At 59.3% G+C, this 17,635-nt stretch carries 13 protein-coding genes; 8 read left to right on the forward strand and 5 right to left on the reverse strand.

Annotation, left to right across the window (positions count from 1 at the left end):
• Nucleotides 1-41 precede the first annotated feature (41 nt).
• Nucleotides 42-2,756 carry a hypothetical protein gene (locus HUU46_04915; protein NUM52965.1) on the forward strand — a complete coding sequence of 905 codons (2,715 nt, stop codon included), beginning with the start codon at nt 42-44 and terminating at the stop codon, nt 2,754-2,756.
• A 36-nt stretch (nt 2,757-2,792) separates the two neighbouring features.
• Here HUU46_04915 and HUU46_04920 read toward each other — a convergent pair whose 3' ends face one another.
• Genes HUU46_04920 through HUU46_04935 form a run of 4 tightly spaced genes read right to left on the reverse strand, consistent with a single transcriptional unit; the run spans nt 2,793 to nt 6,384 of the window.
• A complete protein-coding gene (locus HUU46_04920) occupies nt 2,793-3,368 on the reverse strand; it encodes a methyltransferase domain-containing protein (GenBank protein NUM52966.1) in 576 nt (191 codons plus the stop codon).
• Nucleotides 3,369-3,403: 35 nt separating this feature from the next.
• A complete protein-coding gene (locus HUU46_04925) occupies nt 3,404-4,246 on the reverse strand; it encodes a carbohydrate ABC transporter permease (GenBank protein ID NUM52967.1) in 843 nt (280 codons plus the stop codon).
• Nucleotides 4,247-4,249: 3 nt separating this feature from the next.
• Nucleotides 4,250-5,140, reverse strand: a complete 891-nt coding sequence (locus HUU46_04930; protein NUM52968.1) for a sugar ABC transporter permease — start codon at nt 5,138-5,140, stop codon at nt 4,250-4,252.
• Nucleotides 5,137-6,384 carry an ABC transporter substrate-binding protein gene (locus HUU46_04935; protein NUM52969.1) on the reverse strand — a complete coding sequence of 416 codons (1,248 nt, stop codon included), beginning with the start codon at nt 6,382-6,384 and terminating at the stop codon, nt 5,137-5,139. The genes HUU46_04930 and HUU46_04935 overlap by 4 nt, the downstream gene beginning before the upstream one ends.
• 122 nt (nt 6,385-6,506) lie before the next feature.
• Between HUU46_04935 and HUU46_04940 the strand changes: the two genes are divergently transcribed.
• Nucleotides 6,507-7,376 carry a hypothetical protein gene (locus tag HUU46_04940; GenBank protein ID NUM52970.1) on the forward strand — a complete coding sequence of 290 codons (870 nt, stop codon included), beginning with the start codon at nt 6,507-6,509 and terminating at the stop codon, nt 7,374-7,376.
• Between the two features lie 8 nt (nt 7,377-7,384).
• Nucleotides 7,385-8,485, forward strand: a complete 1,101-nt coding sequence (locus HUU46_04945) for a pyridoxal phosphate-dependent aminotransferase (GenBank protein NUM52971.1) — start codon at nt 7,385-7,387, stop codon at nt 8,483-8,485.
• An 8-nt stretch (nt 8,486-8,493) separates the two neighbouring features.
• On the opposite strand, the gene sthA is transcribed toward HUU46_04945, so the two are convergent.
• The gene (gene sthA / locus HUU46_04950) at nt 8,494-9,888 is read right to left on the reverse strand and encodes a Si-specific NAD(P)(+) transhydrogenase (protein NUM52972.1); all 1,395 of its coding nucleotides are present in this window, start codon (nt 9,886-9,888) and stop codon (nt 8,494-8,496) included.
• Nucleotides 9,889-10,133: 245 nt separating this feature from the next.
• On the opposite strand from sthA, the gene HUU46_04955 reads away from it, so the two are divergent.
• The 5 genes from HUU46_04955 to HUU46_04975 all read left to right on the forward strand — a co-directional run bounded on the left by HUU46_04955 (nt 10,134) and on the right by HUU46_04975 (nt 17,595).
• Nucleotides 10,134-11,060, forward strand: coding sequence for a polyprenyl synthetase family protein (locus HUU46_04955; protein ID NUM52973.1), 927 nt, complete (start codon nt 10,134-10,136; stop codon nt 11,058-11,060).
• 68 nt (nt 11,061-11,128) lie between these two features.
• Nucleotides 11,129-12,241: an acetylxylan esterase gene (locus HUU46_04960; GenBank protein ID NUM52974.1), complete on the forward strand. Its 1,113-nt coding sequence runs from the start codon at nt 11,129-11,131 to the stop codon at nt 12,239-12,241.
• A complete protein-coding gene (locus tag HUU46_04965; GenBank protein ID NUM52975.1) occupies nt 12,238-13,224 on the forward strand; it encodes a Gfo/Idh/MocA family oxidoreductase in 987 nt (328 codons plus the stop codon). Before HUU46_04960 ends, HUU46_04965 begins: the two co-directional genes overlap by 4 nt.
• Before the next feature lie 145 nt (nt 13,225-13,369).
• A complete protein-coding gene (gene secA, locus HUU46_04970) occupies nt 13,370-16,114 on the forward strand; it encodes a preprotein translocase subunit SecA (GenBank protein ID NUM52976.1) in 2,745 nt (914 codons plus the stop codon).
• A complete protein-coding gene (locus tag HUU46_04975; protein ID NUM52977.1) occupies nt 16,093-17,595 on the forward strand; it encodes a transglutaminase domain-containing protein in 1,503 nt (500 codons plus the stop codon). The genes secA and HUU46_04975 overlap by 22 nt, the downstream gene beginning before the upstream one ends.
• Nucleotides 17,596-17,635: the final 40 nt, after the last annotated feature.

A 17,635-nucleotide genomic window follows, 5' to 3' on the forward strand; every position in this document is an offset into this window, starting at 1 on the left:
ACGGAGATCGCGCGCAATTCTAATCCTGCCTGGGGGCCAACATGTTGGTATTGCGGACTTTCGGCGTAGTCGTTGTTCTTTGCACGTATGCATCTTTGGATGCAACGGCGCAGCCTGCGTCCGTACGCGGAAAGCTGATCATCTCCCGCGCGGATGCCGCGTGGCAGTCGCAGCAAATCGAGGAACCGTGCATTCTTCCGAACCCGAAAGACCCGGCTAAACTAATCATGTTCTACGGCGCGGTGCCGGCATCAGACCGGGCATACGCTGCGGTCGGCAAGGCGTGGGCGAGAACAAGCGATCCGTTCACATGGTATCAATACGAAGCGAACCCGATATTTCGTCCGGGCGAAACGGGTTGGGACTCGGCGAGCATCCGCCTCGATACCGTGTTGTACATACCGGAAGAGGATTCGTATTACATCTACTACTCGGGGACCACCGGGACCGTGCAGGATCGAATCGGGCTGGCAATTTGTCCCGCCGGAGAAGACGGCTACTCCTCCATCTCACCGGAGGCGATCAAACGGTACGGCGACAAGCCAATTCTGGCGCCCGAACCGGCAGCGCCCTATTACGAAGACATGGCGCAACAAGCCGCGGTGATGCGCGAGTGGAACGAAAAGGAGCAGCGTTGGGACTGGTACATGTACTACTCCTATCGCGGTAAGGACGGCATCCTTCCCGGCATTCGGCTCGCCACGTCCCACGACGGCAAAAACTGGACGCGGCGATACAATGCGAACGACCCGCGCGGCATGGGGCAGATTTTCGAGTCAACGCCCAACGCGTATTACGAATGGCACCAAATTCAGAAGATCGAGAACACCTACGTGCTCTGCATCGAGGTGGGCATCGAACAGGGAAAGCGATGGCGCCCGGTGTTGGCGGTCAGCACGGATCCCGCCGAAGGTTGGACGCAGATCGACGTAGATACGATGCTCCAAACAAAGTGGGAGGGGCTGTATGGCGATAACACGCTCTACCATGTCGCCACGCCCGCGCTCTATAGCATAGAGAACAAATGGTACTTGTTCTGCCAGGCCTGCGGGCGGCCGGGCAATGACGTGTACACCGATGGCGCCTGGGAAATGTGGGCGGTCGAGTGCAACCTGAAAATCCCAACGCGCGGGGGGTGCGCCGGCGTCTTCATACCCGGCGTGGTCTCGTCGGATGCGGCCAACAGCGCGAGAATGCCTCTGCACCCAACGCGGTGGAGCGTTGACGGCAAGCCCATTCTCGGGACGTACGCGCCAGGCGACGGTATGCTTGCCAGCCTGGATTACATTCGCGATGCGGGAATGAACATTGTCTTCGGCGGCGAAAACGAACTCGATCCGGCCACGCCCGAAGGGGCCTACTGCGCGAAGCACGGCATCAAAGTTCTCCACCATCTCACGAGCCATCTGTACCACGGTGTCAGCCTGCGCGAACCGATTTCCGCGGATCAGGTCACAATTCCACTCTCGTTCCAGGGCGGTAGACCCAAACACACGTCGAAAGTAGTCCAGATCGACGACGAAATCATTCGATACGATTCGATAGACGACACCGGCCTTCTGAATTGTCAGCGCGGGTGCGATGGCACCAAAGCCGCCGAGCACCGGGAAGGCACAATTCTATTCTGGCCGGGGCCGTGCGCCGACGAGATTCGGCGGGTGAAGGATTCGCCAAACCTCTTTGGGTACTACACACTCGACGATAGTCCCGGCGATTCGGTGTCCGCCCTGCGCGCTATGTACGCAACCGTGCAAAAGGAAGACCTGGGCAAACGGCACCCAGTCTGCGCAGGGTTCGGCGATGACGGCTCGCTCATCAATTTTGCGCCGGGCGTGTGCGACATCATGTTCATCTACTGGTATCCGGTGGGCACGAAAAGCTACGAACGCGATCGGACCAGCCAGGTCGTCCAACGCATGTTGACCACCGCGCGCAGCCGTGTCCCGGGAATACCGTTTGTCGGCATCTATCAAGCCTTCGATGGAAGGCCCGCCAACACCGGGCAAGGCGTGCCCACGGGTGAACAGCTCCGGGAACAGTTGGAAGATTTCGTGCGCGAAGGCGCCAGCGGGCTTGCAGCGTATTGGCTCGGCAACGAACAACTTCCGGGGTGGGCAACGTTGCCGGAACTGGGTTCGGTCGTGCGCGCGGCGAACCGCGAGGCAATCGATACGGGCGGTCTCATGGTTCGCCCTGAAACCGAATCAATGAAGGCGACGCGCCTGCAATCTGCCGGACATTGGGCCACGCCTGCGCCGTTCCCGGGCGCAGTGCCCGCCTGGTACGTGATCGGGCCTTTCGAGGACACCGAAGGGAAACTGCTCGACGCGGTTTTTCCGCCAGACTCCTCGATAGACACCGGCGCAATCCATCCTGTCAAAGATGGAAAAGCAGGTTGGCGCGTTCGTGAAACTACGTGCGGCACCTTGGGCCTTACCAACATCTACGGACGGCGCGCGCTCAAGAATGCGGCGATGTACTTGTATTGCGACGTGACCAGTTCCGCGGATCGACAACTGCAAATGCGGGTATGCACCGATGACGACGGAATCGTGCGCCTCAACGACATCGAGGTGTATCGCCATGACGGGCCTCGCGGTCTCGATTACGACAAGGATATCGTGCCGGTCACACTGCCTGCGGGCACCTCACGGATATTCGTCAAGGTCTATAACCGCGCCGGGATGAGTGGCGTGTCCCTGCGGTTCACGAACCTTGACGGGACGCCAGCAGAGGGACTGACCTTCACGCCGTAGCGAAATCGCACGGCCTGCCCCGATCTGCCGCCCCCGCTACTTGCGTCCCCAGATCACGATGGCGGGGGGGACGTTTGCCCAGACGACCCGCGAAAGACCCACCTGGGAGAAGCGGGAGCGAAGCTTGTTGCGGAACTTCATGCTGGACGGCATGGGGTAGCTGGTGACGTAGATGTACGTCGCGAAAGTGCCGCCAGGTCGCAGCGCCTCGACAGCGCCGTCGAGGAGTTCGTTTTGAAGCGATTCCTTGAAGAAGGCCCAGGGGAGTCCCGACACGATCGAGTCGCAGTGGCCAACCCCAAGTTCTTTGAGATGTTTGGGGGTATTGGCTGCGCTGTCCTCATGCACCGTTATCGATGGGAACCGATCCCGTAGCAGTCTCACGAAATCGGAGTTGATTTCCATAGCAATGAACTTCGCGCCGGGGCGCAAACTGGGAACGATCACCTCCGTAATCGCGCCCGTACCCGGACCGAACTCCACCACAACGTTCGCCTTGGGGACCTGCGCGCAGTCCACCACCTGGGCGGCCAATTGCTTGGAGCTCGGCGTAATCGACCCAACGTCGCCGGGCCGCGCAATGAATTCTTTCAGAAACTTCAACGCGTACACGAACGCACCTTAACTTCTAACGCGGCGCGGATGAGTTATCCCTTGAGGGCGCCCCGCGTGATGCCCTCGACAAACTGCTTCTGCAAAAGAGTGTACAAAATCACGATTGGCGCCACAACGAAGACTGCCGCGGCCATCAACAAGTTCCATTGTACGCTGCCCTCTTCCGCCTGTTTGCGCAAGTACGCGACGCCGAGTGGGAGCGTGCGCATCGACGTGGAGTTCGTCACGATGAGCGGCCAAAGGTAGGCGTTCCATTGTCCGAGCAGCGAGACAAGGGCCACGGCCGTCAGCACGGGGCGGCTCATGGGCAGCGCCACATGCCACAGGATACGCGCATGGTGCGCGCCGTCCGCCTGCGCCGCCTCGATCAGCGATCGGGGTATCTGCCGAAACTGTTGATACATCACGAACACAGGAAACGCATGCGCAACCGCCGGCACAATGAGGCCCGCGTACGTGTCGAACCACCCGAGCCGGCTTAACAGAATGAAGTTCGGGACCAGCTTCATTTCTTCCGGTATCATCATGGTCGACAAGACGGCGATTAACAGGACGTGCTTCCCTGGAAATCGAACGACGGCAAACGCGTAACTCATCAGGAGCGCAAAGGCTACTTGGAAAAACGTTGTCGTACCCGCGACGACGACGCTGTTGATGTAGAAGCGGCCGAATGGCGCAACACGCCATGCGTCGGCATAGTTTGACCAACGCCATTCGCCGGATATCCAGACAGGCGGATATGACGCGACTTCGCCACCCGACTTAAGCGAAGTAAGTAGCATCCAGACGAATGGAAGTCCAAGTAGAAGCGTGGCGACGGTGAGCGCTCCGAGCGTTGCAGTGTACGAAATCCAGGTTGTATGCCGGCCGGACATCCGCTATTCGCCATGGTGGATGCGGCGGGCCAACGCGCGCCATTGCGCGACAAGTGCGACAATGGTGACGACGAAAAAAACCAGCGCGAACGCAGATGCAAACCCCGCGCGATAGTCACGGAACGCGAGCGTGTAGAGATGATACACGTACATGCTTGTGTCGGGATAAACCGGTCCGCCTTCCGTCATTATTGCGACAGTATCGAATGCCTTTGTCGCCGCGATTGTGCCGGTTAACAGCAAAAAGAAAATGACCGGACCCATGAGCGGAATCGTTAGATGACGGGCCTTCGCGATGGGCCCGGCGCCATCAAGTGTCGCAGCCTCGTAACAGTCGCGCGGCAGGCCTTGTAGTCCCGCAAGGTAGAACAGGCCCGCAAAGGCGGTTTCCTTCCAGACGCCGACGAGCACGAGCGCCGCCATGGAAAGCACGGCGCTGTCGAGCCAGTTTGGTCCGGCGACGCCCAGTGTGGCGTACACGAAAGCGAGTGGCCCGTATTGCGGGTGCAGCAATAACACCCAAACGAGGGCCGCAGCCGCGGTCATGGTCACGTGGGGGAGAAACGCAATCGTACGGAATACGCGCTGTCCGGGCGCCGGCATGTTGAGGAATAGCGCGAGAACGAACGCAAAAACTTGCGCGATTACCACCACGCAAATTGCATAGATCGCCGTGTTCGCCAACACGCGCCAAAACGCGCTGCTGCGAAACAGCTCAACGTAATTGGCAAGCCCAACCACCTCGTGGGTCGGACGCAGCAGGTCCCAGTCCGTCAAGCTCAACCAGAAGCTGTAGCAAATCGGCCAATAGGTAAACGTCAAGAAAAGGAGCGCGTTAGGCGCGATGAAACCCAAAAAGGTTAGCCACTCGCGCCTGTTTCCATTCACCTTCATCGCGACCGTTCCGCTTGGATGGCGGCCTCGGCTTTCGCGTCTGCGTCATCCAATGTCCGCATCACGTCCGCGTCCTGCAACAGAATTCTCCGGAAAGCCTCGTCGAACGCGTTGCGAATAGCGGGAGACATATTGACGGAAAAGTCCGCCCGAACATGCGGTAGGGCGTTGTGAATGACGTTGAATCTCGGGTCGCTGGCCCCGCCGCTCATCGCCACCTGTGCGGACGTCGAAAACGCCGCGTACCCGGATTCTTTCGCATAGTATGCGATTTGCTCCGGGGCCAGCATGAAACGAATGAATTCCCACGCGGCATCGCGTCGTTCGGGCGGCGTAACCGTGAGCATGGCGATTCCGCCTCCGCCCGGCGCGTAAATTCTGCCCTTCGCTCCCGCCGGAAAATTCGCGACGGCGGGAGTGAATCCTTGTGATTGCGTGAATACCTCGCTGAACGCGTCTTGCGAATCGAGGATCATGGCCGCGCGCTTGCCGATGAACGCCGCGCGGTGTCCACCCGAAGCCTTGTCCGGGACAATCGCGGCGCCGTCCCGAACAAGCTGCTGCAACTCGGTGAACACACGGGCGGCGACAGGGTCGTTCAGGGTGATGTTCGAATAATCCGGCGTGGTCAGTTCGCCGCCTTCGGACCAAATCATCGAGAAGAGCGGCCATGTATTGCTCCACAGCGCGACGCCCACTCGCCTTTCAGCCTCTCCCGAGGCTACTGTCAATGTGCGCGCGTATACATAAAACTCGGTCCACGTTTTGGGCGGCCCGTCCAATCCTGCTTGATCAAAGGCTTCCTTATTGTAGTAAAGCGTCGGCACTGCGACGTTGAATGGCAGCCAATACGTGGCGCCGTCGATCTCCCCCGCATGTGCATACGATGACGGCCAATCGGATCGATCGATTCCATTGGGCCCGCTGAGATACGGGGTCAAATCGACGAGTACGCCGCCGCGCGCAAACTGCCGAATTTCAAACGTACCTAATTGCGTTACATCCGGTCCGGACTTCGCCGCCGCGGAGGCAATGAGTTTTGTAGCAAGATCGCCGTACGTGCCTTGGTATTCGGACGCAACGTTGACGCCGGACTGCGAGGAGTTGAACCGCCGCACCAGTTCGTCCTGCGCGTCGCCTGCCGCGCCCGACAACGTTCGCCAATAGGTGATCCGAGTTGCACCTGATTCTGCGGATTCGTTTTGTCCGCAGGATACGGCAAGTCCCGCAAGGAAACACGCCATTGCCCGACCTCGAGCGCGTATAATCCAGGACGTCGCCATAGTGGACGGAGCCTATCAAGAGCGGTATTGACGTTCAACGTTTGGCATTCGCTATGATTGACTATCCAACGAAGGAAACACTTATGAACACAAGCGTGTCTCGACGTACGTTCCTGCGCGTTTCATGCGCGGCGGCCCCGGCGTTCGCCCTGCGTGCCTTCGGTGCGGCTGGCGAGTCGGAGAAGCCAAGCTACGAGAACAATGCAAAAGGAATGCGCATTCTTCCCGGCGCGTGGCGGCCCCACTACCCGTGGGAACACATTGCCTGGGTGAGCCCGTCGTGGCCAAGCCAGGACTACATTTGGCTCGACTTTCCCGAAGCGCTTTTCACCGATCGTGGCCTGCTCTACTTGAGTCATATCAATCCTGCGGCGCCCGCGGTCTACTCGGAGTGGCCTCGAATCGAATGGAAGTCGGAACAGGACAAAGTATCCGTCGAGCGCGTGCTGCCGGATGGTGTGTCGTTCTTTGCCGCCGTTATTAAGGAACGGGAAAATGTCGCGGGGCTGGAACTGCGTATTCGCAATGGCAGCGACAAGCCGCTCCGGGAAATTACGCTGCAAACCTGCGCGTTCCTCCGGGCGATTCGAGAATTCGCAGACTACACGCGGGACAACAAATATGTGCATGTGCCCAACAAGGGTTGGATGAAGTTCGAGGAAGCACGAGCGCTGACAGAAGAAAACGGCAAATTCGGACTTGGATGGCGGACGCACTCGAATCGAAAGGCTGACCTCCCCATGATGGCAACCGTGTCCAACAAAGCCGAACGACTGGTCGCGATGACTTGGCTCGATTCCACGCTTTCGCTGACCCAAAACCACAACCATCCCTGCATGCACGCCGACCCGCACTTTAACGACCTCGAACCGGGACAGGACCAAACCGTTCGCGGACGCCTTATCTTCCACGAAGGCCCCTTGAGCGATTTCCCGTATCAGCAGTATTTGTAGGAGGACGAATGAGCTTTATCGCCGAAAGAATGGGCCGAATTGATTCAAGTGGGATTCGCAAAGTTTTTGCCCTCGCCGCATCGTTGAAGGACCCCGTCAACCTCAGTATCGGCCAGCCGGATTACGACGTGGACGAAGCGGTCAAGGCAGTAGCCATCGAGCAGATACGCGCAGGCTTCAACAAATATACCCAAACGGGTGGCATCGAAGAACTGCGTGAGGAATCGTCTGCGTACTACAAACGCCGTTTCGGCGTTCCGCTGGAAAACGTCATGGTCACGTCCGGCACGTCGGGCGGGTTGTTTCTCGCACTGCTCGCGACAATTAACCCCGGCGACCAAGTAATCTTCGCCGATCCCTACTTCGTCATGTATAAGCACCTCGTGAACCTGTTGGGGGGCAAGTGCGCGATGGTGGATACGTATCCACACTTCAAACTTACCCCCGAGGCGATCGAGCGCGTAATTACGCCGAAATCCAAAATGCTGATTGTCAATTCACCATCGAATCCGACCGGTGTGACTATGACAATGGAGGAACTGAAGGCTGTGGCCGGGGTCGCGCAAAAACATAACCTGCTTGTGATCTCCGACGACATCTACGACCAGTTTCACTACGACGACGCGCCGGGCAGCATGGCGGGCTTATGCGAGAATGTAATCGTCCTGAACGGGTTTTCGAAAACTGCCGCCATGACAGGCTGGCGCGTCGGCTTCGCGGCCGGCCCGAAAGACATCCTCGACAAGATGAACACGCTGCAGCAGTACACGTTCGTGTGTGCGCCGTCCTTCGCGCAGAAAGCGGCCGTCACCGCGCTGCACCTCGACCCGGCCGGGAAGATCGCCGCGTATCGGCGAAAGCGCGACCTCGTCTACAACGGCCTTCGCGAACGCGGATTCACGGTCACCAAACCGGGCGGAGCGTTCTACATCTTCCCCGAGGCCCCCGGCGGCGATGGCGACGCTTTCGTCAAGAGAGCCATCGACAACAACCTGCTGATCATTCCGGGGTCGGTATTCAGCGAGCGAAAAAGCAACATACGTATCAGTTTCGCGGCGACCGATGACACGATTCGGAGAGGACTGGATATCCTCGAAAAGATTCGGTAGCGTCCGGTCTACAACCGGTTATAACCGTTCAGCGCAGCAACGCGGTACGCCTCGGCCATGGTGGGATAGTTGAACGTCGTGTTTATAAAGTAGAGAAGCGAATTGGCCTCGCCCTTTTGCGCCATGATCGCCTGACCGATGTGGATGATCTCGGAGGCGTTTGCTCCGAAACAATGTACGCCAAGAATCTGTAGTGTCTCGCGGTGGAAGAGCAGCTTCAGCATTCCGACGGTCTGTCCCGTTATCTGGCCCCGCGCGAGGCTCTTGAAGAGCGCGTGACCCACTTCGTATGGGACTTTATTCTGCGTCAACTCCCGCTCGGTCTTTCCCACCGAACTGATCTCCGGCGACGTGTAGATGCCCGTTGGGATGTCCCGAACCAACTCCTGCTCCGCGTGACCTAGAATGGCCGTGGCGACATAGCGGCCTTCGACGTACGCCGCGCTCGCCAGCGACGTCTTACCTGCAACGTCGCCTGCCGCATAAACGTGGGGGAGTGCGGTCTGGTAGCGCTCATTAACAGGAATCAGTTGCCGGTGGCCCGGCTCGATGCCGATCGCTTCCAGGTTCATGCCGATCGAATTGCCAACGCGGCCGCTTGCCCAGAGTAGTACGTCAGATTTCAATTGTTTGCCGGACTTCAAATGCAGAATAACGTCGTTGTCTCGCGCTTCCACGCGCTCGCAGGTTTCCATGTGGCGAATCAGAACGCCGCAGTCGCGAAGGTGGTAACTCAACGCATCGATGATCTCGTCGTCGAGAAACTCGAGCAGTTTTTCGCGCGTGTTGACGAGATTGACCTTGACGTCCAAATTGCGGAACATCGACGCATATTCGCATCCGATCACGCCCGCTCCGTATATGGTGATGGACTTCGGAGTGTCCTTGAGGCTCAATATCGTGTCGCTGTCGAACACGCGCGGATGCGAAAAGTCCACGTCGTCCGGGCGGTATGGCGATGCACCCGTCGCAATTACGACGTTGGCAGCGCTAACAATCTCGGGTTCCGCGGAGCCGTTTTGGACCTCTATCGTGTGCGGATCGCGGAAGAACGCGCGGCCGCAAAGCAGGTCGACCCCGTTCCGATCGTAAAAACGCTTTCGCATCGATACCTGCCGGTCGATGATAGAGGCGGCGCTTTTGCGCAATTGCGAAAAGGACAGGTCGATATTGATGCCGGCCTCGCGAAACAACGGGTTGTTGTTCGCCGTGACCATCACGTGAATCGCGTAGCGCAACGCTTTGCTCGGAATCGTGCCGAGATGGGTGCAGCTTCCGCCGACAAGAGGCTTGCACTCGACCGCGGCAACGCTCTTGCCGGATTTCACCGATTGCATGGCCGCGCCTTCGCCGGCGGGCCCAGTGCCGATAACGAGCACGTCAACGTGACGCGGTGACGTCATGGGAAAACTGCCTATCCCCGGAAATGAAACGTGTCTCAATTCTCTTGCGCGCCGCGATGCGATGACCTTCGCGCTCGCGTATGCATCCTGACGATGTGCGCACGATCGCGCTTTGACCTGCAAAGTGATTGAAGATACAGCAATCCGGCGAGATTTTTCAAACGCCGCATCCCGTTATGTTAAAATCCAACCGTATGCAGACGACCGTAAACTTAAATGGTTTGTATCGCCCAATCCAGCACGACATGGATGCCGTACGCGCGTCGCTCGCCGGACTCTGGGCCGATGCGCTGCGGTTTGTTTACGGGGACAGCCTCCCGATGTTGCCGATCGGCGGCAAAATGTTGCGGCCCGCACTGTCGCTGCTTTCGGCGGGCGCGCTGGGCGAGCGCGATACACAACGCTTTGTCCCGCTCGCGACCGCGATGGAACTCTTGCACCTCGCGGCGCTTGCGCACGATGACGTGATCGACCACGCGAATCTGCGGCATGGCATGCGTTCGCTCAACGCGATGTGGGACAACCACACCGCCGTGCTCGGCGGCGATTACCTTGTCGCCCGCGCCATCGACATTCTCGGATCGTACGATTCGTGCCTCGTCATCACCAATGCGATTAACTCCGTGCGCGAGATGTCCGAGGGAGAATTAACACATTTCGGTCTTGGGCAGGACCATTACTCGCCCGAAGCGTGTATCAGCCTGGCGCGTCAGAAAACGGCAAGCCTTTTTGCAGTGGCGTGCAGTACGCCCGCGTGCGTTATTGAAGGGGCCCCGAGGCGCGAGTTGCACGAATATGGACTCGCCTTCGGCGTAGCTTTCCAGTTGGTCGACGACTTGCTCGACCTGACGCGTGACGAAGAATCGCTCGGAAAACCGGCGTTCGGCGACATTGTCGAAGGCAAGAAAACGTTGCCCATCATTTTGCTTCGCGAATCGCTCGACGCCGCGGGGCAGGCGCGTTTGGACCGCCTGAAGGGCAAGCCGCTTACGGACGCGGACCGCGTGTGGGTTACGGACGCGATCGAGTCGTCCGGCGCGCGTGAGCAAACCGAGGCGATGGTACGTGAGTACATCGACGAGGCCCGGGCCGCTCTTGCATCACTCCCCGCAACGCAATACCGCGAGTCAATGCTCGGTCTCGCAGAATTCGTACTGATTCGCGGCGCCTAGCAGCCGGCGTCCTCTTGATTCGCTCCAGCCGCATTCCTATGCTTTGGCCCATGCTGTCTCGACACGCAATGTACGCCTGTCTCGCACTGCCGGCGATTGTGTGTTGCGCCTACGCGGACGAACTATTTCCGGACCGCTACACCGAACCCGCGGAAAACTCGCGGGAGAATCGCCAGGTTCGGTACGACGAGATCGGTACGTACGTGCAACGCCTGCATGACGCCGCCGCACAAAGGCGGGACGCGGCGTTCCAACCGGACTTCACAAACGAAACGCGCTACGTTCGATCCACGTGGAAGCTGCGCGAGTCCGTGTGCGAACGCATCGGGTATCCCCCTCCAATGATAAAACGGTTCGCGAAGCCTCGCTATGAAAAGATTGCCGACGATCCTTACGCCACCATTTATCGCGTCTGGGTCGAGGTCCTTGATGGTGTCGAGGCCTACGGCTTGATAAGCATTCCGCGCGGACTGACAAAGCCCGCGCCACTGATGGTTTGCCAGCATGGCGGTGGCGGCAATCCCGAGTTGGTGCATGGAATGATCGAAGGCGTCGGCGCCGGCAACTACGGGTGGATGACGCTGCGCGCGTTGAAAGAGGGCTACGTGACCCTCGAACCCGCGCTTCTATTTCCGTACGGCGGTAAAGAAAACATCGAGGGCCTGAACCGTCATCAACTCGACCAACAGTTGCAGTATCTCGGCACGTCCATTCTGGCTGTCGAACTCTATAAGATATTCCGTCTGATCGACGTCGCGTGTGCCCGATCGGAAGTGGACCGCGATCGGATCGGGATGATGGGGCTGTCCTATGGCGGCCTATACACCCTGTACGCCGCAGCGCTGGACACGCGAATCGGCGCAGCGGTGAGTTCCTGCTACTTCAACGAACGGCGGCGCTATCTCTGGCAAGACTGGTCGTTCTTCAACTTCATGAACGAGTTCAACGACGCGGAACTCTGCGCGCTCATCTGCCCGCGCCCGTTCCTGATCGAAGTCGGCGACGCGGACACGCTGTTCGCCGTCGATGGCGCAAAGTCCGAGGCGCTGCGCGCCAAGCGATATTGGGACGGATTGGGCATTTCGGACCGCTTCGTATTTGAAGTATTCGCCGGTGGCCACGAATTCAAAGGCGATCATGCGTACGAATTCATGCGGAAACACGTAAAGGACGCTAAATGAGCACAGCCATTCGTTGGGGAATCCTCGGGACCGGCGCTATCGCCAAAAAGTTTGCGACGGGATTGCAGTCCGTTCCCGACGCCGCGATTGCAGCGGTCGGTTCACGCAGGCAGGACACAGCGGATGCCTTTGCCAGGGAGTTTGGCGCGCCGCGCGCCTACGCGTCGTACCAAGCGCTTGCGAGCGATCCCGAAGTGGACGTGATTTACATTTCCACGCCACACCAACTGCACTGCGAAAATACCCTGCTTTGCTTAGAACACGGCAAAGCCGTGCTGTGCGAAAAGCCATTTGCGATCAACGCTACGCAAGCGAAGGCGATGGTCTCTCTCGCACGGCAGAAGAACCTGTTCCTGATGGAGGCGATGTGGACGCGATTCCTTCCAGCAATGGTTCAGGCGAAGGCGTGGATTGCGGAGGGGCGTATCGGCGAGCCGCGCATGGTCATGGGCGATTTCGGTTTTCGCGCGGACATGAACGTGGAGAGTCGCTTGTTCAATCCGGAGTATGGTGGAGGCAGCCTGCTGGATGTCGGTGTGTACCCTGTTTCCTTCGCCTCGATGGTGTTCAACGGCGAACCGGTCGCCGCGACCGGCGCTGCGCACATCGGGCAAACCGGAGTCGACGAACAGGCAGGCTACGTTCTCACATACGACAAAGGACGCCTCGCCGTCCTAGCGAGCGGCGTGCGGACCGAGACGCCGCACGATGCCTATGTGCTCGGAACGGACGGTATGGTCCGCATGCATTCCCCCTTCTGGTGTACGACGACCGCAACGTTAACCCGGCATGGGCACGAGCCGGTTCTATTCTCTCAGGCGCACCAGGGAAACGGCTACGAGTACCAGGCGATGGAAGTGATGCGGTGTCTGCGCGCTGGCGAAACGGAAAGCCCGGACATGCCGCTGGGCGAGAGCATCCTTATTATGCAGACGATGGACCGCTTGCGCGCGCAGTGGGGCCTCAAGTATCCCATGGAGTAACCCCGGCGCGCTGCGGTCCGGCTTCGTTTTGTGCGGTTTGCCAACGCTTTGGTATCATCTCGTCAATGCAATGAATTGCCGTCCGTGTTGACACGCATTCCGCGGTGTCCGGAGTTCATCATCCTTGTTCGATGGTTTTTTTCGCATGCTTGACACGATCCTGAAATCGCTCTTTGGCACGAACAAAGAGCGCCAAATCAAACGCCTCCAACCGTTGCTCGATGCCGTGCGTTCGCACGAACGGACCGTTGCAGGCATGACAAACGACCAACTGCGCGCACAGACCGGCGTGTTCAAAGAGCGCCTGAGCCAAGGCGCGGCGCTGGACGATATCCTTCCCGAAGCGTTTGCCGTCTGCTGCGAAGCCTCCAAGCGCGTAACGGGAATGCGCCCGTTCGACGTGCAAATCATCGGCGGCATCGTGCTACACCAGGGTGCCATTGCCGAAATGGTGACTGGCGAAGGCAAAACGCTCGTCGCAACGCTGCCCTGCTATCTCAACGCGCTCGAGGGCAAGGGCGTCCACGTCGTCACCGTGAACGACTACCTCGCGCGCCGCGACAAGGAATGGATGGGCCCGATCTACGAATTCCTCGGCCTCTCGGTCGGCCTAATCCAACATGACATGGACAGCATCGAGCACCAGGTCAGCTACCGCGCGGACATCACGTACGGTACCAACAGCGAAATCGGGTTCGATTACCTGCGCGACAACATGGCCCGGCGTCCTGAGTCCCGCGTGCATCGCGAACTCAACTACGCCATCATCGACGAAATCGATTCAATTCTGATCGACGAAGCGCGAACGCCGCTGATTATCTCCGGGCGCCCCGAGAAGCCTACCGACTTGTATTACCGCGTTGACGATGTCGTCCGCCAGCTCAGGCGCGACAAGCACTACGAAGTAAACGAAAAGCACCGCCACGTGATCATCTCCGACGATGGCATGGCGCTCGCCGAGAAACTTATGGGGGTCGAGGACCTGTTCACCTCGGACTCGCTGGGCATCGTCCACATGATCGAACAGTCGATTCGCGCGCACAACCTGTACAAGAAGGACGACGAATACGTCGTACGAAACGGCGAAGTGCTCATCGTCGACGAGTTTACCGGTCGGCTCATGGAAGGGCGCCGATACTCGGACGGCCTCCATCAGGCGATCGAAGCGAAGGAACGCGTCGCAGTCCAGTTCGAAAACCAGACAATTGCTACCATCACATACCAGAATCTCTTCCGATTGTATAAGAAAATCAGCGGCATGACCGGTACCGCCGTCACCGAGGCGATGGAATTCTCGTCGATCTACAACCTTGACGTCGTTCAGATTCCAACGAACCTGCCGCTGATCCGCGACGACATGACGGACCTGGTGTTCGCCACCGAAAAAGGAAAGTTCAAGGCCGTAACGGACGAAATCGTTCACATTCACGGCGCCGGGCGGCCAGTACTGGTCGGCACGGTCTCAATCGAAAAGTCGGAATTGGTGGCGGAGACCTTGCGCCAGCGCGGCATTACGGACTTCCAGGTGCTGAACGCAAAGCACCACGAGCGCGAAGCGTCCATCATCTCGAACGCGGGCAAGCAGGGCGCCATCACTATTGCCACGAACATGGCCGGCCGTGGTACGGACATCAAGCTGGGCGAAGGCGTACGCGAGTTGGGCGGGCTGGCTATCGTCGGGACGGAGCGCCACGAGTCCCGGCGCATCGACAACCAGCTCCGAGGCCGCTGCGGCCGCCAGGGCGATCCGGGAACTACCCGCTTCTTTCTCAGCCTCGAGGATGAAGTCGCGCGGCTGTTCGGGGGCGACCGCGTGAAGCGCGTGCTCGAGTGGATGGGCAGCCAGGAAGAAATGGACGATCAACCATTGAGCCAGCGCATGGTTACACGCTCAATCGAACGCGCACAGCGCAGCGTCGAAGAAATGAACTTCGAAGCGCGCAAGCATCTCAAAGAATATGACGACGTCATGAATGAACAGCGCCGCATCGTCTACGGGATTCGTCGCGAAGTGCTCGAAGACAAGGACGTGCGCGGGCGCATCGAGAATTTCTTCAACAACACGATTGGCGATATCGTCGCCGAGTACGCGCCGCAGGAGCAATTGCCGGAGAATTGGGATTTTGACAGCCTCGAGGCGCGGTTTAAGCAAGTCTTCGGTTTCGATCCAAAGTTGGACACGGATGACGAGGAAAATGCGCAGCCGCTCGATACCGACTTGATTGCGCAGGTCCACGCGCGTTACGTGGCCAACGAGAAGGCGATCGAAGAGGAGTATCGGAGCAGCTATTGTGAACAAATCGGCGGCGACGATTCCCACATCGATTTCGCGAAGCTTGCGCGCAAATATGTCCACGACATCGAGAAAATGGCGCTGCTCAGCGCCGTCGACGACAAATGGATCGATCACCTCTACTCGATGGACTACCTGCGCGATTCGGTGCGCCTGCGCGCCTTTGGGCAGAAGGACCCGTTGGTCGAGTACAAAACCGAAGGGTTCGAGATGTTCGAGAGCATGATGAGCAGCATCGAGGAACGGGTGATTCAGACCGTATTCCGTCTGACCGACCCGGACGTGCGCAAATCGCGCCGCATCGAAGCCCAGCGCGGTACCCTCAGTGCGAAGAACGACCCATTCGCGTCCATCTCCGATTACAACATGGTCAGCGCCGACAAACAACAAGACCGGAGTTTTGCGTCCTACGACACAAGCCGGTTCAAACTTGCCGGCCAAGACGCCGCGGCGCAGAGTGCACCGCCCGGCGACGCCCAACCACGCAAGGTGAAGCAGGAGCCGATCCGCAAACTCACCCCCGAAGTCGGCCCGAACGACCCATGCCCCTGCGGAAGCGGCAAGAAGTATAAGAAGTGCTGCGGCGGCGTCTCGTAGTACTTTCCGCCCTCGCCATCGCCGCCTTCTGGCTGGTGATGATGGCGCTGCTGCTGCGCCGCGAAATTCTCACGCCATTATTGCGCGTCGGCCCTGGCGCCTTTACCGTCCCATCGGAACCGACCGACACATGGTTGGGGCTTCTGCTCAACGACGCAGTCAAGACACCGATCGGGTACATCAACATTCGCACGGAACCCAATACCCGCGGGCAGGATGCGGGCATCCGCGCGCAGGTTCTCGGGCGAATGCGCTTGAACCTCGGGAGCTTCAAAGGCGAGCTCGTAATGAACGGCCAGGCTTGGGCGTCCCCTGCGTCCGGCTTGCGCGACTTTTCGTTCACGCTGCGCTCCGGCGAGCACGCCACCACCTTGGAGGCGACGGTCGAGGCTGGCCGCCTGAAAGGCGCGATGAAGACCGGCGGCGAACGCACCCCAATCGACTTGGCGGTTGGCGACGCGCAGTTGATGACCGCTGCGCCCGGGTTCGGTTCGTTCTCGATACCGTCGTTGGCGGTTGGCGATGAGGTCCAAGTCGAAACATTCGATCCGCTGACAATGTCCGCGGGAAGGGCGCGCGTGCGCTGCCTGCGCGAGGAAACCATCCGAGTCATGGGACGCGACGCGCACACCAAAGTCGTTGAGACCAACCTTTCCGGAATGAAGTCGACCGCGTGGATCGACGATAGAGGTGAAGTAGTGCGCGCCGAGACCCCCATCGGGTTCGTTCTGCAACGCATGGACGCCGCGGAGGCCCTCGATATGGCCGCGGCGAAACACGAGAATGCCGCCGGCTTGTTGGAGTTCGCCGCGATCAGGCCCGAAGGTCCGAAACCATACCGCGGCGCCGCCCGGATGGAATTCGTGTTCTCAGGACTCGAAGGCGTCGCAGAACTGCCCATCGAGATCGATGGCGCGCAATCGCAAACGCCACGAAACACATGGGTCATCACGGCCAAAGGCCCGGAAGGCGAAGCAGCGCCCCTGTCCGATTCCGATCGCGAGGCAGCACTGGCGAACGACCCCTTCCTGCAAATCGACCATCCCAAGATCGTCGAGAAAGCGCGCGAAATCGTCGGCAGCGAGCACGACGCGTGGCGGCAGGCCATGCTGCTCTACGAATGGGTCCACACCAAAATCGAGAAGAACATCGTGCCCAGCTTGCCGACTTCACTCGATGTCTTAATGACACTCGAAGGCGACTGCAACGAGCACACTATGCTCTACACCGCGTTGGCGCGCGCGTCCGGCATTCCGACGCGTATGGCGATCGGGCTGGTGTGGAGCGAAGAGTTCGGCGCCTTTTACTACCACGCGTGGCCCGAGGTGTACGTGGGGCGATGGGTCTGGATCGACCCAACCCTGGGCCAGCCGATCGCCGACGCAACCCACATCAAGCTGCTCTCGGGCGATTTGATGTCGTGGTGGCGCATCGCGCCCTTCATGGGCAATATCCACATTCGCACGCTCGATGTTCAGTAATCCGCACGCCCGCTTGGGGATTGCGATTTCCGTGTAGTAT

Source organism: Candidatus Hydrogenedentota bacterium (assembly GCA_013359265.1).
Classification (GTDB): domain Bacteria; phylum Hydrogenedentota; class Hydrogenedentia; order Hydrogenedentales; family SLHB01; genus JABWCD01.